Genomic DNA, 25,002 nt, shown 5'->3' with positions numbered 1-25,002 from the left:
GCCTCATCGCGGTAGCTCCAGTTCCTTGCCACTGTCCTTGCCCAATGCCTGACGGGGATTTTGCCGGATCTGACGGATGAGCCCGTCCAGGGATTCGGCCGTCTCCTGCAGGCTGCGCATCGTGGCGTTGATGTTGGGGAGAGTGGTCGTGCCGATGTCGCCGCTCTGGGTATCGAGCTTCGCGATGACGCCGCGGGCCTCGTGAACCGCGACCTTGAGTTCGCCAGCCGCCCCGGAGATGTCTGCAAAAGCGCGTTTGCCGTCGCCATCGGCGATGTGACGGACGGATGCCGCCGCTCCCTGAATATCGGTGGCGGCGCGGTCGAGCTTGGTCAGCGCCGAGGCGGCGTTGGCGATCATGGTCCGGTTCGCCGCAAGCTCCCCAGTCGTCGTCCTGATGTCGTGGATGGCCGCGCCGACATCGGCAATGTTGCGATCGGAGAGCAGCTTGTTCACGCGGGTCAGGGCTTCGGTCGCGCTCGCGACCATCTGCCCTCCTCCCTGCAGCAGCGACGAGAGCGCATTGGGCTTGCTCGGAATGACCGGGCGCTTGCTATGATCGACCTTCCGTAGAAGCGGCTTGATCGCGGTCCCGGCGCTGATCTGGACGATGCTGACCCCCGAAATGCCCTGCGTTTCGGTCGACGCCATCGAATCCACGCGCACGGGCGTCCCGCGGTTGACCTCGATATCGGTGACCACACGGTTGGGATCGCGCTCGTCGAGCCTGATCCGCTGGATCTGACCGACCTTGATGCCGTTGAACTGGACCTCCGCCCCCACGCTCAGCCCCCGCACGGGACCATGAAAGACGATCTGATAGGGATCGTGCTCCCGTCTGAACTGCGAGCCGCCCAGCCACACCACGAATACGAGCGTCGCGATGAGCAGCACGATCGAGACGGCGCCCACCAGGGCATAATTGGCGTGGCGTTCCATCAGCCTTCTTTCTGCTTCTTGGCGGCACGGCCGCGCGGCCCCAGGAAATAGCTTTTGATCCAAGGATGGTCCGATTGCTCAAGCTCGGCGACCGGCGCGACCGCGACGATCTTCCTGTCGGCGACGACGGCGACCCGGTCGCAGATGGCATAGAGCGTGTCGAGATCGTGGGTGATCATAAAGACTGTGAGACCGAGCGCATCGCGCAGTGTCTTGACGAGGTCGTCGAACTCTCCCGCCGCGATCGGATCGAGACCGGCTGTCGGCTCGTCGAGGAACAATATGTCGGGGTCGAGCGCGATCGCACGCGCGACGCCCGCGCGTTTGCGCATGCCTCCTGAAAGTTCAGACGGTTTCAGGATGCCGGCATTATCGGGCAGGCCGGCAAGCTTGATCTTCAATCGCGCGAGATCACGCACGAAGCCCTTGGAAAGATGCGCATGCTCGAGGAGCGGCGTCTCGACATTTTCCTGCACGGTCAGGAAGGAGAACAAAGCGCCCTGCTGGAACATCACGCCGATCCGCCGTTCGATATCGGCCTGCGCGTCCGCATCGTCGATGTTCCGTCCGAAGATTTCGACGGTCCCGCCATCGGGCCGTTTCAATCCGAGTATGGTGTTGAGCAGGACTGACTTGCCGGAGCCCGATCCCCCTACGACGCCGAGTATTTCGCCGTGCCGGACCTCGAGATCGAGATTGTCGTGAATGACCTTTTCGCCAAATGCGGTCCTGAGGCCGCGGACACGGATCGGAGCATCGACGGCGTCGGTGGTCGATGGAGCGCTCACAGGTCCAACACCATGAAGAGCACCGCGAAGATCGCATCGAACATGATGACCATGAAGACCGACTGGACCACCGCCGAGGTGACGTTGCGCCCGAGGCTCTGGACATCGCCGCCGACCATCAGGCCATGCCGACAACCCGCCGAGGCGATCACCAGCGCCAGGAACGGCGCCTTGCTCATCCCGATCCAGAAATGCGTTATGCTCACCGTCTCGAGCGTGCGCTGGATGAAGAAGACCGGGCTGATGTCGATCGTGGCCCAGCTGACCAGCAGGCCGCCGGCGATGCCACCGATATCCGCGCAAAAGGTCATCAGCGGCATCATCAGCAGCGCTGCCAGAACCCGTGGAATGACAAGGGCGTCGAAGCGGTCGACGCCCATCACCTGCATCGCATCGGTTTCCTGGTTCATCCGCATCGAGCCGATCTGCGCGGCGAAAGATGATGCGGAGCGGCCCGACAGCAGGATCGCGGCGATGACCACGCCGAACTCGCGCAGGATTGCCACGCCGACAAGCTGAACCGTGAACACCTCGACACCAAGCGTCGTCAGCAGGTTGGTGCCGACGAGCGCGATCACCGCCCCGATGAAAAAGGTCATCACGAACACGATCGGGAGCGCGTTGACCCCCGCGTCCTGCATCATCGCGACCAGCGGCGTCAGACGCAGACGGCGCGGGTGCACGACCGTCCGGCCGAGCGCCACAACCAGCCGGCCGGCGAATTCGAGCATGTCGTAGGCGTCGCCGCCGAACTGGACGACCTGGCGGCCGAACCGGTCGAAAAAGCCTGTCCACCCCTTGAGGCCCTGTTTCGTCGGGGCTTCCTTCTCGAGGGCAGGTCGCACGAGGTCGATCAACCGCCGCAGATCCTCTCTCGGGCCGCAGTCGACATCGCCGCCGTTTGTCATGGACCGGAGCAGCGCCAGCGCACCGGCGGTATCCACTCGCCCCAGTTCGGAGACGTCGAGGCGCTGCGCGCTCCCGAATTTCGTGGCCAGGCGATCGGCAGCGTCGCCCAGATCAAGCGCCGTCCAGTCACCGCTGGGGTGAAGCGTCGGGACATCGGTGTCGTCGAGGCGCCAGTCGGCCTCGGTCACCGGACGAGCGCCACACCGATGCGCAGGCGCGTCGTTCGCCGGTTATGGTCGAGCAGGTTCTCGCCATAGCCGGCGAAGCTCTGGCCGAAGGGATAGACTTCCGGTCCGTCGCCGAGCATGCAATTCAAGCAGACGGCCGCGGCGTCGGCAAGGGAATCCGCGTGCTGCCGGTTGAAACCCGTCATGCGAGCAGGTGCAGGCCGCTATCGACCGGGATGACCGTGCCGGTGATCCGCTTGGCAGCATCGCTGACCAGGAACGCCGCCAGCGCGCCGACATCGTCGACATCGACGAGCCGGCCTTCCGGGACGGCCGCCGCGGCGCGCTCGATCAGTTCATCGAAGCGTTCGATGCCGCTCGCCGCCCGCGTCGCGATCGGACCCGGGGAAATCGCATGGGCGCGGATGCCCTTGGACCCCAGTTCGGCGGCGACATAACGGGTCGCGCTTTCCAGAGCCGCTTTTACCGGCCCCATCAGATTATAGTGCTCGACCACCCGGTCCGATCCGTAGAAGGTTACGCACAGCAGGCAGCCTCCGTCGGGCATCAGCGGTTCGGCCAGTCGCGCCATGCGTAGGAAGCTGTGGCAGGAAACATCCATGGCGATTGCGAAGCCTTCCGCAGAGGAATCGACGACGCGGCCATGAAGATCCTCCCGCGGCGCGAAGGCGATCGAATGGAGCAGGAAATCGAGGCCGCCCCATTTCGTGTTCACCTCGTTGAACAGCGCCTCCAGCTCGCCGGGAACGCGGACATCGCAAGGCGCGGTCCATTCGACCCCCAGCCGTTCCGCGACCGGCGCCACATACTGTTCCGTCTTGGCGTTGAGATAGGTGGCGGCGAGCCGTGCCCCGCAACGCGCGAACGCCTCGGCACAGCCGGCCGCGATGCTGTGTTCATTCGCAATGCCAACGACGAGCCCGCGCTTGCCGGCAAGATCGACCAGCGGTTTCATGATTGTCCTCCTGCCGGGGTCAGCGCGGCGAGTGTGTGAATGGCGATCATACGCTCCTCGTCCGTGGGAATGACACGAACGGCAACTCGGCTGTCCTCCGCGCTGATGATGGGGGCGTTGCGCGCATTGGCGAATGGGTCGATGACGATGCCCAGCCAGGCCAGTCGCGCGCAGATCGCTGCGCGGATGACGGGATCATTTTCGCCGATACCCGCGGTGAAAATCAGCGCATCGACGCCGCCGAGCGACGATATGAGGGCCGACGCCTCGCGCGCTGCCCGCCAGATGAAGAGATCGATCGCCTCGGCAGCGCGCGGATCGTCGCTGTCATGGAGTGCGCGCATATCGCTGGAGATGCCGGATACGCCGAGCAGTCCGGCCTGCTTGTAGAGCAGCGTCTCTACCTCAGCCGCGCTCATGCCCTCCTGGGTCTGTAGATGAATCACAACTCCGGGGTCGATCGCGCCGCACCGTGTGCCCATGATCAGCCCATCCAGCGCGGTGAAGCCCATCGTGGTATCGACACTGCGGCCGTTCTGCATCGCGCAGAGACTGGCACCATTGCCGAGATGGGCGGCGATCACGCGACCCGAGGCGAGCCCCGGATCGGCCTCCCCGAGCGCGCGGGCGATATATTCATAGGACAGGCCATGAAACCCGTAGCGCCGGATACCCTTGTCGTGCAGCGCGCGCGGCAGCCCGAAGCGGGTGGCGACCTCGGGCAGCTCATGATGGAAGGCGGTGTCGAAGCAGGCGACCTGCGGCAGATCGGGCGCGAGCGAGCGAATGGCCCGGATCGCGGCGAGATTGTGGGGCTGATGGAGCGGCGCGAGCGGACATAGCGCTTCCAGCCCGGCAAGCAGGGCGTCGTCGACGACCAGAGGGTGGAAGAACTTTGTCCCGCCATGGACAACGCGATGCCCGACAGCAACGATGTCGTGATCTGGCAGATGATCCCCCGCCCACGCGAACAGGTCATGCAGCAGGGTCTCGTGGCCGAGCCCGCTGCCATCGTCCCAGTTCCGGTCGATCAGGATAGTTCCGTCCTTATCGCGCGCGACGAGGTGCGGCGCGGTGCCGATCCCCTCCAACTTGCCGGCGGCGGCATGCTGAGGGCCGTCCGGCCCCAGCGTGAACAGCGCGAACTTGATGCTCGACGAGCCGGAATTGAGGCTGACGACGGCGCGGCTCATGTCAGAGCCTTGCCTTCGGGCAGGCCCGGCGAAGCCTTGGTGGCGGCGCGCGCCAGCAGCACGGCCACGGCGCAGGAAGCCAGGCGTGTTCGCGCGGAGTCGGCGCGGCTGGTGAGCACGATCGGTACCCGGGCGCCCAGGACGACGCCCGCCGCGTCCGCACCGCCCAGAAAGGTGAGCTGCTTGGCGAGCATGTTTCCGGCCTCCAGATTCGGGACGACCAGGATCTCGGCCTTGCCCGCCACGGGCGAGACGATCCCCTTTTCCTTGGCCGCCGCCTCGCTGATCGCATTGTCGAACGCCAGCGGGCCATCGAGCACGCCGCCTGAAATCTGACCGCGATCGGCCATCTTGCAGAGCGCGGCGGCGTCGAGCGTCGATCGCATCGACGGATTGACCGTCTCCACCGCCGACAGGATCGCGACCTTGGGACTTTCGATCCCGATCACATGGGCGAGGTCGATCGCATTGCGGATGATGTCCGCCTTTTCCTCAAGGCTCGGCTCGATGTTGATCGCGGCGTCGGTGATGATGAGCGGCGTCGGGTGGTCGGGCACGTCCATCAAATAGGCGTGGCTGATGCGCCGCTCCGTCCGCAGGCCAGTCGAGGAGGAGACCACCGCGCTCATCAGTTCGTCGGTGTGAAGCGATCCCTTCATGAGCAGCTTCGCTTCGCCCGAACGGACAAGCGCCACCGCGGCGGTCGCCGCGGCATGGCTGTGCGCGGCGGGGACGATGCGATAAGCGGAGATATCCTTCCCCGCTTCTTCCGCCGCCGCGCGGATTCGCGCTTCCGGCCCGACCAGAATCGGCAGGATCAGACCGGCTTCGGCGGCGTCGACCGCCGCGGTGATCGCCGCGGCGCTGCAGGGGTGGGCGACAGCGGTCGGCGGCGCTGCGTCCGCCCTCGTCCGTTCGATCAGCTTGCGATAGCCGTCATGGTCGGAGATGCGAACGTCGGGAAGCGCTATCCGTGGAAGGCGGATCTTCTCGGTCGGCGCCCTGACCTCGGCCTGGCCCGTAATGACCTCGTCGCCATTCTGGTTGACGCAGCGACAATCGAGCAAAAGCACATGATGCTCGGATCGTTTTTCGGTCACGGTCACTGAGGTTGTGATGGCGTCGCCCAGGCCCACCGGCCGGGTGAAGCGCAAAGACTGGCTGAGGTAGATTGCGCCCGGTCCCGGCAGCTCGGTGCCGAGCACGGCCGAAATCAGGCCGCCGCCCCACATGCCGTGGGCGATCACGCGGTGGAACAGGTCGGTCGCCGCATAATCGGCGTCGAGATGGGCCGGGTTCACGTCGCCCGAGACGAGCGCGAAGAGCTGGATATCCTCTTCCCGCAGCGTGCGCGTGATGCTCGCCGTATCGCCGACGGCGATCTCGTCGAAGGTGCGGTTTTCGATCATTTCCGGGACGGCCATCCCTCAATGCTCCAGCACATAGCGGCCGGGGGCGTTCTCGATCACCGGATAGTCCTTGTCCGGCGCGCCCAGCGGCGGCGGGGCGGCCGGCTCGCCCGAACGCGCGCGCAGCCACTCTTCCCAGGCGACCCACCAGGACCCGTCGCGCACCGGCGCATGCGCCATCCAGTCGTCCGGATCGAGCGCGGCGCCGTCCGTCTCGCGGGTCAGGATATGATAGCGCCGCCCCTTGTGCCCGGGCTCGGAAACGATCCCCGCATTGTGCCCGCCGCTGGTCAGAACGAAGCAGATTTCGGCATTGCTGAGCATGTGGATTTTGTGGACCGACCGCCAGGGCGCGACATGGTCGCGCTCGGTGCCCACTACGAACATCGGCTTGCGCAGCGCGCCCAAGCTGATCGTGCGGCCATCGACCTTGTAGCGCCCCTCGGCAAGATCATCGTCCAGGAACAGGCGGCGCAGATACTGGCTGTGCATGGCATAGGGCATCCGCGTCCCGTCGGCGTTCCAAGCCATCAGGTCCGACATGGGTTCGCGCTCGCCCATCAGGTAGGTGTTAAGGATCCGCGACCAGACGAGGTCGTTGGAGCGCAGGATCTGGAAGGCGCCGCCCATCTGAGCCCCGTCAAGATAGCCGCGGCTCCACATCATGTTCTCTAGCACGTTGAGCTGCGCCTCGTCGATGAACAGGCCAAGTTCGCCCGGCTCGCTAAATTCGGTCTGCGCGGCGAACAGGGTGATGGTGGCGAGCCGTTCATCCCCGTCGCGCGCCATCGCCGCCGCCGCGATGGACAGCAGCGTGCCGCCGATGCAATAGCCGACGGCGTGAACGGCCGGCGCCCCGGTGATCGCTGTCACCGCGTCGAGCGCCGCCATCGGGCCCAGGCGCCGATAGGCCTCCATGTCGAGGTCGCGGTCCGCGCTGACGGGATTGTGCCAGGAGATGATGAAGACCGTATAGCCCTGCCCGGTCAGCCAGCGGACCAGCGAGTTCTCCGGCGACAGGTCGAGAATATAATATTTCATGATCCAGGCCGGCACGATCAGAATGGGTTCCGGCCGCACGGTGTCCGTGGTCGGCGCATATTGGATCAGCTCGATCAGCTCGTTTCGGTAGACGACCTTGCCGGGCGTGGCGGCGACGTCCTTCCCGACCTCGAACGCTTCGGTCCCCGCCGGCGGCTCGCCGCGCATCGTGCGCTGCATGTCCTCCAGCAGCAGCCTGGCACCCTCGACAAGGCATTGCCCGCCGGTCTCGAATATCCGCTTCTGGAGGACGGGATTGGTCGCGACGAAATTGGTCGGCGCCATCGTGTCGAGGATCTGCCGCGTCCCGAAGGCGACCATGTCTTCATGATGCCTCGTGACGCCCACCACGCCGGTCGTGGCCGCGTGCCACCATTGCTGGTTGAGAAGGAAAGCCTGCGCGATCAGACTGAAAGGCGCTTCCTTCCAGGCCGGATCGACGAAGCGACGATCCTGCGGCAGCGGCTCGATTGCGGGAGCGGCGTCGTGGTCACCGATGCTGCGCACCGCATATTCGCCGAGCCGCATGAATTTGCGTGTCGTCTTGGCCGCCAGCTGCAACTGCTTGCCCGGCGAGCCGGCAAGATGCATGCCCCAGTCCGAAAAGGCTTGGAAGATCGTTGCGGGCGACAGGCCGTGGGTGATCTGTGCGATGCCCGCGATCGCGGCCCGGTCCAGGGTTTCGGCAATGCCGTCGAGCGGATCGGACGCGTCCTGACGTGAATGCGCTGCTGCCATCTTGGAGCTCCTGAAAAAATCCTGTCTCTACTGCGGCTGAACACGCGCAAGCGCATTACGTAAATGCCCCATGCCGCATGTCCCGCGGCATTCCATTGCTATCACTTTCGCCTGTATTCTCAGGTATTTTGGGCCAGGGCTTGATCCGTGCCTTGGAAAAGAATCGCACCTTCGCAACGGCAATAAACGGTACTGCAAAGGTTAGATGCAGCGCAAGTCCGTCGGTTGCTCCCGAACATTTTCGTCAGCGATCCATCGCCGCGCGCGTCCCCTGAAAAGCAGCTTGCCTTCATGGATGACATAGGTGCGACACGGCGGAATTGATCTTGGTAAACCCAATGATCGAGCAGAAGCAGACGGTCTTGCCCAGCCGTCCTTACATTGTGACCCTATAGTGCGGCACCAGATCGCGACCGGACAAATGCTCTCCGTACGGTCATCCAGAGCGCGCTTCTTGCCGCTGTCGCCAGGGGGTTCGCAGGATCGGTCGCGGATGGATTGAGATCGCTCCCCTCGGAGGGGAAATCAGCAGTGGCGCTATCCGTCACTTGGGAAATCTACGTAGTTCAGAGCGGCGACGTTGCCGTTAGACCGAATCGACCGGACGATTCCGGCAGTCCTTGGTTTGTTTGGCACGAGTGACACATAGGCCCACCGACCCGCAGATTCCTCACGCTGTGATCCTCCTTGTCGAGAGCGACACCGGATTGAGGCGCGCGTTGCACCTGTTGTTTATGGCTCGCGGCTATAGCGTGAAAGCCTATGCAGAGGAGACCCGCATCCTGGCAGATCCGATGAGAGAGGAGGCAGCTTGTCTGATCGCCGAGCATCGGCCCGTTCATGTGGATGGAATCGACCTTCTGCGTCAGCTCCGGGCGGCGGGCTGGCAGCGCCCGGCCATTCTAACCACAGCCGATCATTCCGCGGAGACCGAACTCTGCGCACGCGGTGCGGGCTACGCGCATATTCTCCACAAGCCGTTCGCGCACCATGTGCTGCTTGGCCTTGTCGATGGAGTCCTGCCTCTGGGTCTCGGTTAGACGCAGCAATAGGCAGGGGTACGCGCTCCCATGCACGCGCTGCAGCGGCCAACGCCGCTTCGCCGCTCACGAAGATGGGGCAGGGGAGGCGCGGGGCGGGGCCGTCAATCGCGCGACAGCGTCAGCGAGCGCATGCTCGCGCAACGGTTTCTCGATGACGATGCTGAAGCCCTCCTTCATCGCCCGCTCGACAAGATCTGGCGAGCCATAGGCGGTGACGAGGATGGCCGGTCCCCGCCATCCGCGCGCACGAAGCGATTGCAAGACATCCAGACCGTCCATTTCGGGCATGCGATAGTCGGTCACCAGGCAGATCGCGTCGTTCACAAGCGGATCGGCAAACATGGCCGTGCTCGATGCGTAAGAGCGGATGTCATAGCCTCGGGCGTGAAGGAGAAGCTGGAGAGAGCGGCGGACGGCCGGCTCGTCCTCCACCAGTAAAATCTTAGGGCGCTCCACCGGGAGAGGTGCAACAGTGCCATTCATGATCGTCTCGCATTGATCCGGTTCCTAACGTCGACCGGATGCAAGGAATCGCAGGAAAATCGCGGCAAGTCGCTACGTAGAGGTCCTATGAGCGGTCGTCGCCGAGATTGGCGGCGAATGCGATACGCAGCGCATCGGACAGGCTACGGACCCCCAGTTTCGTCATCAGATTGGCGCGATGCACCTCGACGGTCCGGGGCGATATGCCGAGATCATAGGCGATTGTCTTGTTGGGTAAACCTTCGGCCAGTCCCTTGAGCACGTCCTGTTCGCGTCCGGTCAGCGCGGAGATCATCACGGCCGCGTCGGCCGCCCTTGTCGCCCGTTTGTCGCTGTCGTCGAGCCGTTCGAAGGCGGCGGCGATAGCATCCAGTAGCACGGCCTTTTCGAAAGGCTTCTCGATGAACTCGACTGCGCCTGCCTTCATGGCCCGCACCGCAATCGAGATATCGCCGTGCCCGGTCAAGATGATGACGGGCATGGCGACGCCGCGCTCGAGAAGCGCCTGCTGCACCTCCAGTCCGTCCATCTCGGGCATGCGGACATCGAGAAGGATGCAGCCGGGCTCGGCGTGCCGCACCTCGCGCAGGAAGGCGACTCCGGACGCGTAGCTCGCCACCGTGAAACCCGATGTTTTCAACATGAATCCGGCTGATCGCCGGATCGCCTCCTCATCATCGACGATATGGATCATACGTCTTTCGGTCATTCGATAGTCTCCGGCTCGGCTTCGACGAGCGTGAAATGAAACTGAGCCCCGCCGCCGGGACGTGGCTCCAGCCATATCCGACCGCCGTTCGCCTCGACGATGGTGCGGCAGATCGAGAGCCCCAGACCCATGCCCTCGCTCTTCGTGCTGACGAAGGCGGTGAAGAGCTGTTCCGCGACTTCAGGCGAAACGCCCGGGCCAGAATCAGCAATAGTTAGCCGAATGAAGCCAGCTTTGTCACGGCGGGATGCAATCCACAGATGCCGTTCGGACGATTCCGCCATGGCCTCCACCGCATTGCGAAGGAGATTGATTAGCACCTGCTGGATCTGCACCTTGTCGAGAAGCACTTTCGAAGCGTCGGGAGCGAGATCGAACTGGGCGTCGATACCCTTCTCCCTAGCGCCCATCAGCCCGAGCGCCGCCGCCTCGCCAATGAGGGTGGGAAGATTCTCGACGGTCTTCTCAACCTCCCCGCGCGCAACGAAGTCGCGCAGCCGCCGTACGATCTGTCCGGCGCGCAGAGCCTCTCGAACCGAATCATCCAGGGCTTCGCGGATCATCGGCAGATCCTCGGGATTGGCTTCGGCGAGCAGGTCGCGCACCGCCTCCACATAGTTGGCGACGGCGGTGATCGGCTGGTTGAGCTCGTGGGCGAGCGTCGAGGCCATCGTGCCCATCGCGCTCACCCGGGCGACATGAATCAGCTTGGACTGCAGTTCATCGAGGCGCTCCTGGGTCTCCTGGCGTTCGGTCAGGTCCCGGATGAAGCCGGTGAAGACGCGCTGGGTCTCGCCAATGGCTTCGCCCACAGATAGTTCCATCGGGAAGGTCGAACCATCACGCCGCGCGCCGATGACGACGCGCCCGATCCCGATGATCCTTCGCTCGCCGGTTGCAAGATAGCGTTCGAGATAGCTGTCATGGCGTTCACGATCGGGCGACGGCATGAGCAGGCTCAGGTTCGATCCGCGAATCTCAGCCTCTGAAAAGCCGAACAGCCGTTCGGCCGCGGCGCTGAACGAGAGGATGATGCCGTGTTCGTCGATCACGATCATCGCATCGGGGACCGTCGAGAGGATCGAGCGGAGATGGCTGGCGCTGGCTTTGTGCGCACTCTCGGCGGCGCGCTCCCCCGTTGCATCGCGGACCACCTTGCCGAAGCCGCGCAAGGCTCCGCTTTCATCACGCAGCGCAGTGATCGAAACATGCGCGAGGAACTCGGAACCATCCTTCCTGAGCCGCCAGTCTTCCTCCTCGAATTTGCCCTCGTCGCGCGCGCGTTTGAGGTCGGCTTCGGGCTTGCCGGCCTGGACGGCGTCCGCCGGGTAGAAGATCGAGCAATATTGGCCGACGACCTCTTGCTCTCTCCAGCCCTTCAGCCGCTCGGCGCCGTCGTTCCAGATCGTGACGCGGCCTTCGGGATCGAGCATGTAGATTGCATAACCCTGTGCTCCGTCGATCAGCAGGTTAAGTTCGTCGGCGATCTCCGAGAGCTGGTTCTGGCGTCTCCTGTCCCAGGCTGCACGCCGCCGTCGCAAGGACGCGTTGCGAGCGTCGAGCAGGGCGATGCCTGCGGCCACCAGCAGCGAAAGCAGCAGATCGAAGGGTTCAAGACCAGGCAATGGGCGCAATAGGGCAAACAAGGCCCCGACCAGAATAGCGAGAATAGCCGCGCCCGTTGCGGCGCCCGTTCCACCCAGCGCGGCTGCAACGATGATCGAAAGGATGAGCAGCAGATAGGGGCTGTGGTTGACGCCCCACGCGCGGAGAGCAAGATCGGCGGGTACGGCGAGGAGAACGGCCACGATACCAATCGCATAGCCCCAGCGGGCCTGCCGTGTTGAGCTATCCTGCGCGTCACTTTCCATATGGAATCCCGTCTGGCTTTGATCCATCCTCTCTGGTTGCACCTTGATTATATTCCGAGCGTCGGAACTCGTCAGTTGACTACATCAGAAAATGCTACTCGATAGAACAGAAGGACTTTTTGGAATGAGATCGTAGCCCGTCTTCGCAACTCCACTGCCGTCCTTCTAAAAGCCTCGAATCGGCCCAAGACCCTCGCAGGTTCCGTCTCACTTTGAGACCTTTATCTGGCAACCTTGCCTTGGAAAAGCATCAAAACATCCGCGATGCCAGGCATCGTTCGGGTTCGCAGCCGAGTGCAATCCTGCCAACAGTGGGCGCCAACGCATCGGTCGATGCGTGAGCAAGCCAAGAGGCATCGCGGGTCATGAGGCATACGTCATTGGCCGTCCCGTGCCTGCCGCGCGTCCCGCCAGTCGGGACGGTTGATCGCGCGCAAACATAGGAAAACGCGCCCGGCGTATTTCCCGAAGGTTTTGTATTCCGCAGGCCGCCCGACCGAAGCCGAGAACCCATGTTTGCCGCGCGATGCGGACCCCTCTTCACGATCAAGATCGGACGGGCGAGGAAAGGCTATGCCGATCGCCCCTGCTTGTCCACAAGATACGACCGTGTCGTTTCCCGAATGACTGTCCGTCCGCAGAACCGATATTGGCAACGAAGATGATCGCCGGCGCATCGTTAAAACCTTCCGTATCAAGCCGCTGCATCGACCCTGGACGCTGTGGCCGCCATAAGGTCTGGTGGCAGCCTTTCAGATCTGATGCGATCGGAGCAGTTTCAGGATGTCGGTGGCGTGACGCTGGGCGAAGTCCTTGGCAATTTCCGCCAGAATATGACCCTGCATAGTCGGGTCGAGGTCGCTGCGAAGCACGCCCAGCATGCGCGGCGGCGCGATGAGGATCAGCGGCCTGCCCTGCCTGCCCAGCGATGCCACCGCCTGCAACGCCTCCTGTCCGAAACGGTCTTCCCGGCGCTGGTGATAGTCGGCATCGGCATAGGCGCTGCGCGTCGGCACCGCGCTGCCGAAGCTGCGCCCCGGAGCGTCCGTGGCCATCGCGCGGCTCGGCGGATTCTTCATCGCCCGCTCGTGCAGAAGCTCCAGTTCGGGCGCGGCGTCGGTGCCGCGATTGCGAAGCACCTGCACATGGCCGCCATCGACAACCAGAATCGTCGTATCGTGGGGAATAAGCATCGTCTCTTCCTTATCCTGGGGCCGGACCCCGTGCGCCTCGCATGGCGGTCGGACGCCCGGGCGAGCCGTGCGAGTGACCGAAAGGTGTCGCCTCTCGAACCAGCCGGACCACCTCCTCGTCCGTCGTCTGATCGAACACGGCATAGTGTGTTCCAACGGCGTAGAAAGGATCGGGCTGTGCCAGACAGACGATGTCATCGCACTCTGGCGAAATCTCGGCGATGCTGTCGCTGGGCGCGACCGGTATGCCAAGGACAAGGCGTGCCGGCCGATTCTTGCGCAGTCCTTTGAGGGCAGCCTTCACCGTGCCCCGGTCGCGATCCCATCGTCGATCACGATGACCGTGCGGCTCGTCACCTCCACCGGGACGCGACCGCCGACATAGGATGAGCGCCGTCGCTCGATTTCCGCGAGCTGCCGCCGCATCTCGGCCCTGATATAGTCGGGGCTGGGCGCCAGCTGGCGGACGATGTCCTCGTTGAGCACGAGCTGCGGTTCGGCACCATCGACGACCGCGCCGATGCCCAACTCCTCATAGCCCGGCGCGCCGATCTTGCGGACGAACAGTAGGTCCAGTTCCGCATCAAGCGCCTTGGCCACCTCGAACGCGACCGGCACGCCGCCGCGGGGCAGCGCCAGCACCAGTGGATGCGCCCCCGCCAAGGGGGCGAGCACGATCGCCAGTCTCCGGCCGGCCTCGCGCCTGTCGTGAAACTCAGGTTTATGGCCGGCCATGGTCAAGCCTCCTGGAAATGTTGCCGGAACCATCGCGCGGCGTGGTCGATCACTGCGTCGAGCGTGCCTGGCTCTTCGAACAGGTGCGTCGCTCCCGGTACGATCAGCAGCTCGTTCTCGGCATGAAGATGGCGTTGCGCGATCCGGTTCAGCTCGATCACCGGCAGGTCCCGGCTGCCCACGATCAGCAGCGTTGGCGCGCGGACATGCGCGAGCGCGGCCGAACCCGCCAGATCCGGCCGGCCACGCGCGAGACAATGGCCGCAATGCGTGCGTCGGGGCCGGACGCGCCCAGCAGAGCCGCGCCCGCGCCCGTGCTCGCGCCGAAATAGCCCACCGGCAGCGGCGCCATTCCTGGCAGCAATCTCACCCACCCGGTGGCGGCCTTCAGCCGGGACGCCAATAACGGAATGTCGAACACATTGACGCGGTCCTGCTCCTCGGCCGGAGTCAGCAGATCAATCAGCAATGTCCCAAGCCCCGCGTCGCGTAAGCCTTGCGCGACATGAGTGTTACGCGGGCTGAGCCGTCCGCTGCCGCTGCCATGGGCGAAGATGACGATCCCCTTGGCAGCGACGGGCACGCCCAGCAGCCCCTTGAGCCCATCGGGCTGAACGGTGACGGGAACCGGATCGTGGGCGGCGAGGGCGATCATCGTCACAGTCCGAAGGGCCAGGTTTCGGGCGCGCCATGGGGATGCTCATGTCCCAGCGGGGTCACCGCGGTCGTTTGCTCAAACCAGACCCAGGCATCGAACTGCTCAGCCAGGACCGCCTCGAAATAATGGCTGAGGCGCTCGGTTTCCGGGCGGTACACGACGCCTATGGCGCGCTCGAGCAGGGGCTCGCGCAGCAGCCCGGCGAGATTGGGCTTCCTCCGCCAATCGGTCAGCGCCCGCGCCAGTCCCGTGGACCGAAACGCATGCTCGTAGCTGTCGGCACGTGCCGGCCGCACGGTCTTTATCTGCATGTCGGCGCCCCAGTCGCTGGCGGCGGCGACCGTACCGGTATCGGTGCCAAAGCCGATCGACACCGCTTCCTCGCCATAGGCCATGCGGCACAGCTCGCCGATGTTTAATTCGCCCTGCCAGCCCATCGCGGTCGCGGCGGCGTTGCCGACATGGCTGTTATGCGCCCAGACGACAGCCTTGGCACCATCGCCGCGATGGGCGAGCAGCGCCTGCAACGTTTCGAACATATGCCGGTCACGCAGGTTCCAGCTCTCGGTCGAACTGCGGTACATGGCGCGATAATAGCGCTCGGCGGCGCGCACGATGCGCGCGTTCTGGACGGCGTCGAACCAGGCTTCGCCGTCTCCGTGCAGATATGCGAGCCGATGGGTCAGCAGTTCATGAAGCTGTGCGACCGCGCGATCTTCGCAACTCGCGCGGCCGCCATGAACGACGGCGCGGCCATAATGCGCCGGTTCATCCTGCCATGGTGTCAGGCACCCATAGCGCCGGCGCGCATTCCCGGCGGCCTCTGGATCGACCGTGTCGAGATAGGCGAGCACTGCGTGGATCGACTCGCTGAGGCTGTAGACATCCAGACCATGGAATGACGCGCGGCAATCTTCGTCAAGCGATGCATTATGCCCCCGCATCCAGTCGGCAAATTCCAGCACCTCGACATTGCGCCACATCCAGGTCGGAAAGCGCACGACGCTGTCGCCGCGTAGGGGGCGCGGTGCTTGATGCCGGACATAATCGTCGATCTGCGCGGCGTCCGGCCAGTCGGCTTCGACTGCCACGACGGTAAATCCGTGACGCTCGACCAGGCGGCGGGTGATTGCTGCTCGCGCACGATAGAATTCCGACGTGCCGTGGGTCGCCTCGCCCAACAGGACGATCCGCGCATCGCCGAAGCGATCGAAGAAGCTGCCGAACTCGTCGATCTGCTCGGGCGACGGCAGCGGTTCGGCGTGGCGGCGCAGCGCTTCGATCAGCGCCGCCGGTGCCTCCCGGCCGATACGGTCGTGTAGCGCTGCGTTCGGCATGCGGATCTCCTTGTCAGGTCTGGCCCACTGTCAATGCCCAAGAAGGAGCGGCACCGGACTCTCGGCGAGCATCCGCCGGGTCACGCCGCCGATCAGCCGCTCGCGCAGGCGTGAATGGCCATAGGCGCCGATAATGCAGTAGGCTGGTTGCCGGTCCCGACAGGCGGTGAGAAGCGCATCCGCCACCGTCCATTCCAGCGGAACATCACGGTCGATGCGGGCATGGATGCCATGGCGTGAGAGATAGGCGGCGGCCTCTTCCGCAGGCGGTCCATCGGTCTTGCCGATCTCCACGATCGTCACGCCTTTCGTGAGGGCGAGGAGCGGCGTGACCGCGCGAAGCGTCTCGGCGACAGCGGGAGCACCGTTCCAGGCGACCAGCGCCTGTCCATTGGCATCGAGGCTGCGAAACTGTTGTGGAACCGCGAGGATTGGCTTTCCGGCGCGCATAACGACGTCGGAAACGATCGCCCGCATGTCGGGAGGCTCATGATCGGCGAACATAGTGTTGAGCACGATGATGTCGGCGAGCCCCGTCTCGGCTTCCAGCAGACCGGCAATGTCGCCGGTCGCGTCAGCCCAGTCCCATGCGATGTCCTCGACTGAAAGGCGCGCCTCGATCCGGTCGCGATTAACCGCTTCCCGGTTGCGCGCGTCGGCGAGCAGGGCGACTTCGGCATCGGCCATCATATAGTCTGCGCCGACCAGGATTGGCGCCTGGACAATGTCGAGACATGTGAGATGCCCGTTGGTCGCGCGGACAAGATCGAGCGCGGCCTGGAAGCGAGCCTCTTCACCGGCGTCATCGTGAATCAACAGCAGAACATTCTTCATATGAATCTCCAGCGCATGCCCGCCATCGAGGCGGAGTCGTAGCCGAACAATGGCGGTCACGTTCGCGACAATCATTACGTGAGGATACGGAGGAAGAGTTCGCGGTGCGCCACTGCGTAGACTTCCGGATGCCGAACAGGTCGTTCGTTGCGTACGACTCCGACGTTCTCCGGCCAGACCCCGGACAAAGATTAAACCCAGGAGTCCCTGATGAACCGGTCCATCCAAACACGCCGAAACCTGCCCGACGGCGCCAACCGTTTGCGGATTGGTATAATCATGCTGTGCGGCGTGGTTGCGAGCCAGATCATGGTGTCGATGGCGACTGGGGCTGACCCCCTACCTCATTTGTCGGCGGTCTTCAGCACACGGCAAGTCCATCCCCAAATCGATGCGCGGGCATCCACGATCATGGCGCATTCCCGGTAATAGAACTCCCAGACCGAATAGCCAGTCAGCGGCTCTAATCGCTGTCGAATCGGCGCGTGATGCCCAAGGAGCTTCTCGCTTGATTGTCCGCAGTCCTGGTGGCGCGCGCTCGGAGTGGCTACTTCTGGCCTGTGGATCTTGGCCAGTTCCACGCCGGTTTTGTTCATACCGTCTGAGGCGAGCCGTTGGTATCGATAGCCACGCGAGCGTCCTCGACGGCGGGCACCTCAAAGTCTAGCCCACATGCGTCGGTCGCCGGTAGGCGACATAGAAATCGAATGCCAACCCACAGATAATGTAACCGGGTCGATGTGCTCGCCGGCCGGGCTTCCTGCATAAAATGCAAAGAGGAAGGATCGCCAGGAACGGACAGGCGCGGACTTCACGTTCATCTTGAGCGATTATCGAAGCTGGCCGCCGGGATATCCCGACGGCCGTCTGCTCGTGTGCTCGCTGCGAAGGTCAGAAAGCGACGATGATATTGTCGTCGACCGTGGTGACGCAGGGAGCGGCCCAAGCCGCACGCTCGGCGATCTGGCGCTCGTTCCACGCCTTGACCTTGCCGCCCAGCGTGACCTTGCCGCCATCGGTGAACACCGTCACCGATGCCGCATCGAGATCGGCATTGCGCTTGAACGCCGCCATGATCCGGTCCTTGATATCGCCCGACGTCGGCAGCTTGCGCACCTCGATCAGATTGCCGACGCCGACGACGCCGTTGACCTTGCCCGCGACCTTCCGGGCCTCGTCGCTCTGGTAGTGCCAGTCGACCGTGCCGCTCAGCGTCACCCAGCCATGCTCGACCTTCACCGCGATCTTGTCGTCGGGGATCGAGACGTTCCAGGAGAACATGTCGAGGATGCGCTTGGCGATTTCATGATCGGCCGTCTTCGGATCGGAGGCGAAGCGCACCTTGATCTCCTCGGCGAGCGCCTTCACGCCAGCCACGCGCCGTGCCGCCTTTTCCGCCGCCAGCTTCTCGGCATAGCTCTTCACGAAACCCGACAGCGTCACCACGCCGTCGGTCACCGCCACCCCGATATCCGCATGATCGACGCTCGGCTCCCACTCCAGCTCCGCCATCACGTCACGCTGCAATTGACTGTCGCTCTTCATCTCAGCTCTCCTTGGCTCGTAAAATAACCGTCCCAGGTGGGTCGGCAGCTCATCGACGGCCATAAGCCGGGGACCATCGGCAAGTTCATCGCAGGGTCGCCAATGGATTGACCGCGCATCGGGGAATCCCTGCAACGTCCCTTGTCTGTTGCCTGGCGCTGCCACAGAATCCGTATTGTCCCGGAGGGACCAGGGTATGCCATCATCCCTGCAGGCCGGGGCTCGACTCCTTGGCCAAGCGACAAATTTCAGCCGAGTGCGGCCGCAGGACGGCGCCCGAAGATGGTCGGCTAGGTAAACTCCCCAATATAGGCGCCGATGGACCGCCTTTATCCTCAACAAGACTCGGCGAAGGAGGTCATCATGAGTGACAAGAGCACCATCCGGGCGAGCTGGCCGTCCGGTGGTCCAGACGCAGCAGCGGCGATGCTTGCCGCCCAACGCCTGTGGCAGTTGCCGCTGACGCTCTACACGAGTTGGTGGAATGTGGGCGTGGAGACACTTTGGCCACATATGCCGCATCCGCACCATCACGACGAGCATGACCAGCTCGTGGTTCCCGAACCGATCGAGGCTGAAAGCGAACATGCCCTGTTCGCCTGACGAAAGGTCTTTCCCTCGTCACGGGATCGACCATCTTTAACCTTAGGAGAAGCAAGATGAACGGTGTGACCAATGTTCCAGTGACCAAAACGCGTCCGGCGTCATCGTTGCGCGATCTCGCAACCCAGATCAGCGAGCCGGTCGGCTGGCTGCGATCGGAGATCGACCGCCTGTTCGACGATTTCGGCAGCTCCAGCCGCAGCCTTTTCCACTTCGCTCCGCGCGGCGCCGTGGCAATCGTGCCGGCGCTTGAGCTGGTCGATGACGAGAAGGCCTATCGTCTTACCGCGGAGCTTCCCGGGCTCGATGAAAAGGATGTGGAGATCAACGTCGCCGATGGCGTGCTCAGCATCTCGGGCGAAAAGAAGGAAGAGGAAGAGCGCAAGGAGAAGGGCTTCCTGCTCAACGAGCGCCGCTATGGTTCCTTCCGGCGCCAGATTTCGCTTCCCGCCGATGTCGATGCCGAGGGTATCAAGGCGCAGTTCAAGGACGGAGTCCTGACAGTGACGCTGGCCAAGGACGAGAATGTGGCGGCACGCACGCGCAAGATCGCGATCGAGAAGGTCTGAGCCAATGGCGACGACATCGCCTGGCCCCGGCACGCCGGACGACCAAGCCGATGTCGTCGCCTTCCTCGACCAGGGTCACGCCTTCGAGCGAACGCGCCCCACGCGCATCGATACCCACTGCGCCAGTATTTTCCTTGTCGGCGACCGCGCCTGGAAGCTCAAGCGCGCGGTCCGGTTCGGCTATCTTGATTTCTCGACCTTCGACAAGCGCCATGCCGCGCTCGAGGCGGAGCTTCGCCTCAACCGCCGAACCGCGCCCGATCTATATCTCGCGCTTCATCCGATCACGCGGGAAGCCGGCGGTCGACTGGCGATCGACGGCGCCGGTGACGTGGTCGACTGGCTGCTCGAGATGCGACGCTTCCCCGATGATGCGCTGCTCATCCATATCGCCGATCACGGCCAGCTCGATGAGCGCCTGCTGATGCGGCTGGCGGACCACATAGGCGCTTTTCACTCGGCAGCGGAGGCTGATCGGGCTCACGCGGGTGCGATATCGTTCCGCCGCGTCATAGACGGCAATATTGCCAGCATGGGGGCCTTTCCCGATATCCTCGACCCGGACAAGGCGAAGCATCTCGGCGACAGCCTGCTCCAGATGACCGATGATATGGCACCGCTGCTCGATGCCCGAGCGCGGGAAGGCCGGGTTAGACATGGTCATGGCGATCTCCATCTCGCCAACATCGCGCTGATCGACGGCGAGCCGACCTTGTTCGACTGCCTGGAATTCAGCGTCGAACTGGCCACGATCGATGTCCTCTACGATCTCGCCTTTCTCCTGATGGATCTCTGGCATCGCAACCTCCGCACCGAGGCGAACATCGTCTTCAACCGCTATCTCGATCTGTCGCCGGCGGATGAGAGCGGGATCGGGCTGCTGCCCTTGTTCCTGTCGGTTCGCGCCGCGATCCGCGCGCATGTGCTGGCAGCGCAGAGCCTGCGTGCTCCTGAAGACAGGGCGCTCGCGCAGAATGCGCGATCCTATCTCGAACTTGCGCTCGCCATGCTGGTGCCCGCTCCCCCGCGGCTGGTAGCGATCGGCGGACTCTCGGGAACCGGCAAGTCCAGTCTCGCACGTCGGCTCGGCGGCGCGATCGGACGCGCGCCCGGTGCCAGGATCCTTCGGAACGATGTACTGCGCAAGCGCCTCGCGGGGCTGTCTCCCGAGGCAAGGCTTCCCCGCGGCAGCTATTCGGCGCAGGCCGCCGCCCGGGTCTATGAGACAACTGACAGGATGGCCGCATCGGCGCTTGCGCTCGGTCAATCCGTCGTGGCCGATGCGGTGTTCGCGCAGCGTGTCGAGCGCGAGAGGATCGAGGCGGTCGGGCGGCAGTCGGGTGTTCCCTTCGATGGTCTCTGGTTAGAAGTGGCGGCAACCGCGCGGCTCAGCCGGGTCGGGACGCGCGGCCCCGACGCGTCGGATGCCGATGTCGCAGTCGCGCAGGCCCAATCCCAGCTGGAAATCGGCGATCTCGGCTCGTGGCATAGGGTCCAGGCGGACGGATCGCTGGACGAGGTGGCAGCGGTGGGGCGCGCCAAACTGGGACTCTGTTGATGGAAACGCCTCACATCATGCCGGTAGGCACTTTGGCCGCAGCCTTTGTCCGCGCCGTTATTCGTCTTCGCCGGTTATGACTGTGAGCCGCCGGCCCGTTTCACTCCTTGCGAGACTGTCGTTGGTAACCAGCACCGTTGCGCCCTCGGTCAGGATCGCTGCGATGGAACGCCGGAATTCCTCGGCGACGCGCAATCGGTTCCGATCCTCGGATGGCGCCGTCTGCTGCGCCGGCGATGCCTCGCCGGACAACGGGATGTGCAGCCAGTGATATCCGGTTTCATCGATAGCGCGCAGCGTATAAGCCGTCGTTCGGTCGACGGCGGTGTCGGGTGCTATGGGTGCGGATCCGATCTGGCGGCCGTTGCGGAGCACGATCATTCGTCGGTCCGCGGTGCTGATCACGATGGATACAGGTCCCGAGGGCGACAGTTCGGGACGCCATGTGAACGGCCCGGAAGGTGGAGCGTCATCGATGTCGGAGGCGGTCGGCCGCATGGGATCGGGTACCGGGGCGACACGCGGCACTGCCGCCTCTTTCGTGATGACGACGGTCAAGCCGAGGCGGGTGACGCCATAGAGAAGCCTGGCGAAGCCCAGCGGCAGGCGGATGCAGCCATGCGACGCGGGATAGCCAGGTAGATTGCCGCCGTGCAGAGCTACGCCGCCCCAAGTCAGGCGCTGCATATAGGGCATCGGCGCATCGTCGTAGAGGTTGGACTTGTGGTCGACATGCTTTTGCAGGATCGTGAACAGCCCCGTTGGTGTCTCATGTCCGGGCTTTCCAGTCGAGACCGTGGAGACGCCGATCGGCACGCCGTTTCGGTAGGTGACGGCCCGCTGGTTGGCGAGGCTGATGATGATCAGCACGGGGCCGGCGGGAGCAATATCAGGCGCCCAGATATATTCCCCCGGCTTTAGCCGCTCGACCGTCTCAAGGACCGAACTCGTATCCAGCGTCGGTTGCTGCGCGGACAGCGGCACGGACAGCATGCCAAGGAGCAATGCCGACATCATGGCCATCCCTATGCTGCGACCCAAACGCGTCGAGGTTCGCGAAATCGGATATATCGCCAAGCTCAAACACGGCATGGTTCGCGTAGCTGAGGCGTATGTGCCGGCCGAACGCATCGCATTTGATCCTCGATAATCTGTCATGTCGATCCTGCGGACAACGATCCGTATCTGGACCCGTCGCACGCGAGAATGATGTGATCGGCACCGTCCCGGGATTGGTATTATCCCCTAGTTATCCGCGCCGCCCTAACCTCTAGCGTGCGATTTTAAACGGGATCGTAGCGAAAACGAGGAGGGCGTGGTGAAATCGATACTTCTGCATATCCATGACGATCACGGACAGACGGAGCGGCTTGCCGTGGCGCTGGACCTTGCGCGCGCCCACCAGTCACATATCACCTGCGTCCAGGTCACTCCGTTCAACAGCTATGTCGTCGGCGACCCCTTCGGCGGCCTTTATGCCTCTTCGCAACTGCTTGAGGCCCTTCAGGCGCGCGACGATGAGGAGCGAGAACGCATCGAGCAGCGACTGAAAAGCGAGGATATCTCCTGGGATTGGGAGCATGCCGATGGAAATGCCGCCGATGCGCTGGTGAGCCGCGGGCGCCTGGCCGACGTCCTGATCTTGAGCCGCCAGTACAAGGGGCAGGATGACACGCCGGAGCCTCTGCCGATCGTCGCCGACGTGGCCATTCACGCGCGCGCGCCGGTGCTGGTCGTGCCCCCGGGCACGACCAGCTTCAACGCCAGCGGGCCGGTCGTCATGGCCTGGAACGGATCGATCGAAGCCGCGCACAGCCTGCGTCTGACGCTTTCCTTCCTGCGGGTGGCGAGCGAAGTCCACATCGTCAACATCTCAAGCGATAACAACGATTTTCCACCGATGGACGCGAGCCGATATCTCGCCCGGCATGGCATAGGTTCTCAGTTGCACGAATGGCCCCAAGAGGCGCGCACGATCGCGCAGACGCTTTTGGACGCAGCGGGAGAACTGGCGGCATCTTCTCTCGTTATGGGAGCCTACGGGCACTCTCGGCTGCGTGAGACGGTGCTCGGCGGGGTGACCCGCGACCTCCTGTCCGACACGTCCGTTCCGCTGCTGCTGGCGCATTAGCCGCTCCGTGAGAATATCCGGTGGCGCCCAAGCACAGCAGGCGCTCCGCACATGATCCAATTCTATTGACGGGATGCTGAGCGGACGTGTGCGGCATACGAACTGAGAATCGGATTTTCGGCAGCATTGTTGACCCGCGATCCAGGAAAGCCGCTTGCGCGGATTGAGCCGTTGGCCGTCCTTGGGTCCTTCGATCAGGAGTGGCTGTTGGACAGATAGCTTTCACGCCTCATCGGGACTGGCGAGTCGTGCTGTTCGAGGCGGACGGCACGCGCCATGACTCCGTAGATACACTTATTTCGAGTCTCTTCCGGATCGGTCACCGTGGCCGCCATCAGAAATTGCGGCGTCGCAACGAGCTTCGGGCTTGTCCTCGAACGCCTGGCGCTGGGCGTGGTGGCCCTGTGTTAGGGCGCACGGAAAAATGCCGCGTAAGACAACAGGAGGCCGGAATATGTCGACATCGAACGCACTCTTCCCAGGCCGCGCCGACACGCAAGCGGGAACCTGTCACGTCGTCGCGTGCCTGGATCGATCCGAGCACGCGGCCGGCGTCGTTTCCCATGCATTTGCGATCGCCCAGGCGCTCGAGGTTCCGGTAACGCTGCTGCAGGTGCTGGAAGGCCAGCCGGCAAAGGAGATGCGGCCTGACCCGATCGAATGGGATCTTCGCCGGCACGAGGCGAGACGCACTCTGGGGAAACTGGCAGCCGCTCCCGAGCCCTCGACTACCATCGCCGAGATCAAACTTGCAGAAGGTGCAACTGCCGAGGAAATCTGCCGATTCACCTGCGGACAGCCCGATTGCCTTCTCGTACTTGGCACTCAGGGCGAGAATGGCGCAAGCCAGAAAGGCATTGGCGGCACGGCCCATAATGTTCTCGAGCGGGCGCCCGGTTCGATCCTGCTGGTCCCGATCGCGGCCTCCGTCGCGCCGGCGCCGAGCTATCGGCGCATCCTTGTGCCCGTGGATGGATCGACCTGGGCCGAAAGCGTCATCCCGCTCGCGGCCCGGCTTGCGAAATCGGCGCAAGCGGAACTGATCCTCGCGCACGTCGTCCCGACGCCGGAACTCACTGAAACCAGGCCGCTCGAGCCTCGCGATCTCGAACTCCAACGGCATGTTGTCGAACGAAATGAAGCGACGGCGCGCGCCTATCTCGACCATGTTCGGACATATGTGGCGGCCATGGGGCTGACAGTTCGGGCGATCTCGATGCGCAGCGAGGATGTTCGCGCTGCTCTGGCCGGGTTGATCCGCGCCGAAGCGGCCGACCTCGTCGTGCTGTCGGCGCGCGGCCATGGCGGCCGCCATCACATGGATGTTCCCTATGGCAGCGTCGCCGCCTACCTCATGACCCATTCGCCCGTGCCGATGCTGATCGTTCGTCCATCCGTGACTGCAGTGGAGCCGATGGTGCTGACGAATGTCCAGAATGCGCGCCTCCCGGCCGTAGGTCCGGTCTGAGAATGGCGGATGTCGAGGATGCGGACCCGATAGTCGCCGCTGCGCACGAGCTTGCGCGCCGTCACCGTCTTGTGGGCTTGGCCCGCAGAGCGGCACCGCTGACAA

General features: G+C 63.9%; 26 protein-coding genes and 1 pseudogene. 7 read left to right on the top strand and 20 right to left on the bottom strand.

Annotation, left to right across the window (positions count from 1 at the left end; genetic code table 11):
- Positions 1–3: 3 nt before the first annotated feature.
- The 8 genes and pseudogenes from sphantq_RS02945 to sphantq_RS02910 all read right to left on the bottom strand — a co-directional run bounded on the left by sphantq_RS02945 (position 4) and on the right by sphantq_RS02910 (position 8,160).
- The gene (locus tag sphantq_RS02945; RefSeq protein ID WP_048576331.1) at positions 4–939 is read right to left on the bottom strand and encodes an MlaD family protein; all 936 of its coding nucleotides are present in this window, start codon (positions 937–939) and stop codon (positions 4–6) included.
- On the bottom strand, positions 939–1,727 hold the full coding sequence (locus sphantq_RS02940) for an ABC transporter ATP-binding protein (RefSeq protein ID WP_272799572.1): 789 nt from the start codon (positions 1,725–1,727) through the stop codon (positions 939–941). The genes sphantq_RS02945 and sphantq_RS02940 overlap by 1 nt, the downstream gene beginning before the upstream one ends.
- Positions 1,724–2,824 (bottom strand): ABC transporter permease, encoded by a 1,101-nt coding sequence (locus sphantq_RS02935; RefSeq protein WP_048576333.1) that lies wholly within the window; start codon positions 2,822–2,824, stop codon positions 1,724–1,726. Before sphantq_RS02935 ends, sphantq_RS02940 begins: the two co-directional genes overlap by 4 nt.
- Positions 2,821–2,943: pseudogene (locus tag sphantq_RS02930) on the bottom strand (phospholipase A); the annotation flags it as partial. The pseudogene sphantq_RS02930 and the gene sphantq_RS02935, both read right to left, overlap by 4 nt.
- A gap of 62 nt (positions 2,944–3,005) precedes the next feature.
- Positions 3,006–3,779 (bottom strand): enoyl-ACP reductase FabI, encoded by a 774-nt coding sequence (fabI, locus tag sphantq_RS02925; RefSeq protein WP_169572476.1) that lies wholly within the window; start codon positions 3,777–3,779, stop codon positions 3,006–3,008.
- On the bottom strand, positions 3,776–4,972 hold the full coding sequence (locus sphantq_RS02920) for an acetate/propionate family kinase (RefSeq protein WP_272799571.1): 1,197 nt from the start codon (positions 4,970–4,972) through the stop codon (positions 3,776–3,778). Before sphantq_RS02920 ends, fabI begins: the two co-directional genes overlap by 4 nt.
- The gene (locus tag sphantq_RS02915) at positions 4,969–6,396 is read right to left on the bottom strand and encodes a bifunctional enoyl-CoA hydratase/phosphate acetyltransferase (RefSeq protein ID WP_272799570.1); all 1,428 of its coding nucleotides are present in this window, start codon (positions 6,394–6,396) and stop codon (positions 4,969–4,971) included. The genes sphantq_RS02920 and sphantq_RS02915 overlap by 4 nt, the downstream gene beginning before the upstream one ends.
- A gap of 3 nt (positions 6,397–6,399) precedes the next feature.
- The gene (locus sphantq_RS02910; protein WP_048576338.1) at positions 6,400–8,160 is read right to left on the bottom strand and encodes a PHA/PHB synthase family protein; all 1,761 of its coding nucleotides are present in this window, start codon (positions 8,158–8,160) and stop codon (positions 6,400–6,402) included.
- Between the two features lie 719 nt (positions 8,161–8,879).
- Between sphantq_RS02910 and sphantq_RS02905 the strand changes: the two genes are divergently transcribed.
- Complete coding sequence (locus sphantq_RS02905; RefSeq protein ID WP_272799569.1) at positions 8,880–9,200, top strand: response regulator; 321 nt, start codon at positions 8,880–8,882, stop codon at positions 9,198–9,200.
- Positions 9,201–9,266: 66 nt separating this feature from the next.
- Here sphantq_RS02905 and sphantq_RS02900 read toward each other — a convergent pair whose 3' ends face one another.
- The 11 genes from sphantq_RS02900 to sphantq_RS02850 form a co-directional block, all read right to left on the bottom strand.
- The gene (locus sphantq_RS02900) at positions 9,267–9,635 is read right to left on the bottom strand and encodes a response regulator transcription factor (RefSeq protein WP_336314438.1); all 369 of its coding nucleotides are present in this window, start codon (positions 9,633–9,635) and stop codon (positions 9,267–9,269) included.
- Positions 9,636–9,771: 136 nt separating this feature from the next.
- Positions 9,772–10,395: a response regulator transcription factor gene (locus sphantq_RS02895; RefSeq protein ID WP_257538435.1), complete on the bottom strand. Its 624-nt coding sequence runs from the start codon at positions 10,393–10,395 to the stop codon at positions 9,772–9,774.
- A complete protein-coding gene (locus sphantq_RS02890; RefSeq protein ID WP_272799568.1) occupies positions 10,392–12,266 on the bottom strand; it encodes a PAS domain-containing sensor histidine kinase in 1,875 nt (624 codons plus the stop codon). The genes sphantq_RS02895 and sphantq_RS02890 overlap by 4 nt, the downstream gene beginning before the upstream one ends.
- Positions 12,267–13,018: 752 nt before the next feature.
- Positions 13,019–13,459 (bottom strand): host attachment family protein, encoded by a 441-nt coding sequence (locus sphantq_RS02885; protein WP_272799567.1) that lies wholly within the window; start codon positions 13,457–13,459, stop codon positions 13,019–13,021.
- A 300-nt stretch (positions 13,460–13,759) separates the two neighbouring features.
- Positions 13,760–14,194, bottom strand: coding sequence for a phosphoribosyltransferase (locus tag sphantq_RS02880; RefSeq protein WP_272799566.1), 435 nt, complete (start codon positions 14,192–14,194; stop codon positions 13,760–13,762).
- 2 nt (positions 14,195–14,196) lie between these two features.
- Positions 14,197–14,355: a hypothetical protein gene (locus sphantq_RS02875; protein WP_272799565.1), complete on the bottom strand. Its 159-nt coding sequence runs from the start codon at positions 14,353–14,355 to the stop codon at positions 14,197–14,199.
- A 23-nt stretch (positions 14,356–14,378) separates the two neighbouring features.
- Positions 14,379–14,849 (bottom strand): dienelactone hydrolase family protein, encoded by a 471-nt coding sequence (locus sphantq_RS02870; protein ID WP_272799564.1) that lies wholly within the window; start codon positions 14,847–14,849, stop codon positions 14,379–14,381.
- Between the two features lie 2 nt (positions 14,850–14,851).
- A complete protein-coding gene (locus sphantq_RS02865) occupies positions 14,852–16,189 on the bottom strand; it encodes an erythromycin esterase family protein (protein WP_272799563.1) in 1,338 nt (445 codons plus the stop codon).
- Between the two features lie 30 nt (positions 16,190–16,219).
- Complete coding sequence (locus sphantq_RS02860) at positions 16,220–17,023, bottom strand: universal stress protein (RefSeq protein ID WP_272799562.1); 804 nt, start codon at positions 17,021–17,023, stop codon at positions 16,220–16,222.
- 344 nt (positions 17,024–17,367) lie between these two features.
- Complete coding sequence (locus sphantq_RS02855; RefSeq protein WP_272799561.1) at positions 17,368–17,619, bottom strand: hypothetical protein; 252 nt, start codon at positions 17,617–17,619, stop codon at positions 17,368–17,370.
- A 295-nt stretch (positions 17,620–17,914) separates the two neighbouring features.
- A complete protein-coding gene (locus sphantq_RS02850) occupies positions 17,915–18,568 on the bottom strand; it encodes a BON domain-containing protein (RefSeq protein ID WP_272799560.1) in 654 nt (217 codons plus the stop codon).
- Between the two features lie 363 nt (positions 18,569–18,931).
- Here sphantq_RS02850 and sphantq_RS02845 point away from each other — a divergent pair, with 363 nt between their 5' ends.
- The 3 genes from sphantq_RS02845 to sphantq_RS02835 are packed head-to-tail and all read left to right on the top strand — an operon-like array spanning position 18,932 to position 21,298.
- The gene (locus sphantq_RS02845; protein ID WP_048576346.1) at positions 18,932–19,171 is read left to right on the top strand and encodes a hypothetical protein; all 240 of its coding nucleotides are present in this window, start codon (positions 18,932–18,934) and stop codon (positions 19,169–19,171) included.
- Between the two features lie 56 nt (positions 19,172–19,227).
- Positions 19,228–19,740 (top strand): Hsp20/alpha crystallin family protein, encoded by a 513-nt coding sequence (locus tag sphantq_RS02840; RefSeq protein WP_082166107.1) that lies wholly within the window; start codon positions 19,228–19,230, stop codon positions 19,738–19,740.
- Positions 19,741–19,744: 4 nt separating this feature from the next.
- Positions 19,745–21,298 carry a bifunctional aminoglycoside phosphotransferase/ATP-binding protein gene (locus sphantq_RS02835; protein WP_272799559.1) on the top strand — a complete coding sequence of 518 codons (1,554 nt, stop codon included), beginning with the start codon at positions 19,745–19,747 and terminating at the stop codon, positions 21,296–21,298.
- A gap of 57 nt (positions 21,299–21,355) precedes the next feature.
- Here the strand turns inward: sphantq_RS02835 and sphantq_RS02830 are convergent, their stop codons facing one another.
- Entirely contained in the window at positions 21,356–22,315 is a 960-nt protein-coding gene (locus sphantq_RS02830; RefSeq protein WP_272799558.1) for a L,D-transpeptidase, read from the bottom strand.
- Between sphantq_RS02830 and sphantq_RS02825 the strand changes: the two genes are divergently transcribed.
- The 3 genes from sphantq_RS02825 (at position 22,314) to sphantq_RS02815 (ending at position 24,897) form a co-directional block, all read left to right on the top strand.
- On the top strand, positions 22,314–22,448 hold the full coding sequence (locus tag sphantq_RS02825; RefSeq protein ID WP_272481271.1) for a hypothetical protein: 135 nt from the start codon (positions 22,314–22,316) through the stop codon (positions 22,446–22,448). The genes sphantq_RS02830 and sphantq_RS02825 overlap by 2 nt on opposite strands.
- Positions 22,449–22,616: 168 nt before the next feature.
- The gene (locus tag sphantq_RS02820; RefSeq protein WP_272799557.1) at positions 22,617–23,429 is read left to right on the top strand and encodes a universal stress protein; all 813 of its coding nucleotides are present in this window, start codon (positions 22,617–22,619) and stop codon (positions 23,427–23,429) included.
- 454 nt (positions 23,430–23,883) lie between these two features.
- Positions 23,884–24,897, top strand: a complete 1,014-nt coding sequence (locus tag sphantq_RS02815; protein ID WP_272799556.1) for a universal stress protein — start codon at positions 23,884–23,886, stop codon at positions 24,895–24,897.
- Positions 24,898–25,002 lie beyond the last annotated feature (105 nt).

This window comes from Sphingobium sp. AntQ-1 (genome assembly GCF_028538045.1).
GTDB classification, from domain to species: Bacteria; Pseudomonadota; Alphaproteobacteria; order Sphingomonadales; family Sphingomonadaceae; genus Sphingobium; species Sphingobium cupriresistens.
Note: the sequence above shows the minus strand (reverse complement) of the source record. Positions and strands in the feature narration are given on the sequence as shown.

What these genes read in the sequence shown, in the direction of transcription:
- sphantq_RS02945 (WP_048576331.1), bottom strand. Translation starts at nt 939, where the DNA reads ATGGAACGCCACGCCAATTATGCCCTGGTGGGCGCCGTCTCGATCGTG.
- fabI (WP_169572476.1), bottom strand. Translation starts at nt 3,779, where the DNA reads ATGAAACCGCTGGTCGATCTTGCCGGCAAGCGCGGGCTCGTCGTTGGC.
- sphantq_RS02920 (WP_272799571.1), bottom strand. Translation starts at nt 4,972, where the DNA reads ATGAGCCGCGCCGTCGTCAGCCTCAATTCCGGCTCGTCGAGCATCAAG.
- sphantq_RS02915 (WP_272799570.1), bottom strand. Translation starts at nt 6,396, where the DNA reads ATGGCCGTCCCGGAAATGATCGAAAACCGCACCTTCGACGAGATCGCC.
- sphantq_RS02910 (WP_048576338.1), bottom strand. Translation starts at nt 8,160, where the DNA reads ATGGCAGCAGCGCATTCACGTCAGGACGCGTCCGATCCGCTCGACGGC.
- sphantq_RS02895 (WP_257538435.1), bottom strand. Translation starts at nt 10,395, where the DNA reads ATGACCGAAAGACGTATGATCCATATCGTCGATGATGAGGAGGCGATC.
- sphantq_RS02890 (WP_272799568.1), bottom strand. Translation starts at nt 12,266, where the DNA reads ATGGAAAGTGACGCGCAGGATAGCTCAACACGGCAGGCCCGCTGGGGC.
- sphantq_RS02885 (WP_272799567.1), bottom strand. Translation starts at nt 13,459, where the DNA reads ATGCTTATTCCCCACGATACGACGATTCTGGTTGTCGATGGCGGCCAT.
- sphantq_RS02880 (WP_272799566.1), bottom strand. Translation starts at nt 14,194, where the DNA reads ATGGCCGGCCATAAACCTGAGTTTCACGACAGGCGCGAGGCCGGCCGG.
- sphantq_RS02870 (WP_272799564.1), bottom strand. Translation starts at nt 14,849, where the DNA reads ATGATCGCCCTCGCCGCCCACGATCCGGTTCCCGTCACCGTTCAGCCC.
- sphantq_RS02865 (WP_272799563.1), bottom strand. Translation starts at nt 16,189, where the DNA reads ATGCCGAACGCAGCGCTACACGACCGTATCGGCCGGGAGGCACCGGCG.
- sphantq_RS02860 (WP_272799562.1), bottom strand. Translation starts at nt 17,023, where the DNA reads ATGAAGAATGTTCTGCTGTTGATTCACGATGACGCCGGTGAAGAGGCT.
- sphantq_RS02855 (WP_272799561.1), bottom strand. Translation starts at nt 17,619, where the DNA reads ATGAACAAAACCGGCGTGGAACTGGCCAAGATCCACAGGCCAGAAGTA.
- sphantq_RS02850 (WP_272799560.1), bottom strand. Translation starts at nt 18,568, where the DNA reads ATGAAGAGCGACAGTCAATTGCAGCGTGACGTGATGGCGGAGCTGGAG.
- sphantq_RS02845 (WP_048576346.1), top strand. Translation starts at nt 18,932, where the DNA reads ATGAGTGACAAGAGCACCATCCGGGCGAGCTGGCCGTCCGGTGGTCCA.
- sphantq_RS02840 (WP_082166107.1), top strand. Translation starts at nt 19,228, where the DNA reads ATGAACGGTGTGACCAATGTTCCAGTGACCAAAACGCGTCCGGCGTCA.
- sphantq_RS02835 (WP_272799559.1), top strand. Translation starts at nt 19,745, where the DNA reads ATGGCGACGACATCGCCTGGCCCCGGCACGCCGGACGACCAAGCCGAT.
- sphantq_RS02825 (WP_272481271.1), top strand. Translation starts at nt 22,314, where the DNA reads ATGGCCATCCCTATGCTGCGACCCAAACGCGTCGAGGTTCGCGAAATC.
- sphantq_RS02830 (WP_272799558.1), bottom strand. Translation starts at nt 22,315, where the DNA reads ATGATGTCGGCATTGCTCCTTGGCATGCTGTCCGTGCCGCTGTCCGCG.
- sphantq_RS02815 (WP_272799556.1), top strand. Translation starts at nt 23,884, where the DNA reads ATGTCGACATCGAACGCACTCTTCCCAGGCCGCGCCGACACGCAAGCG.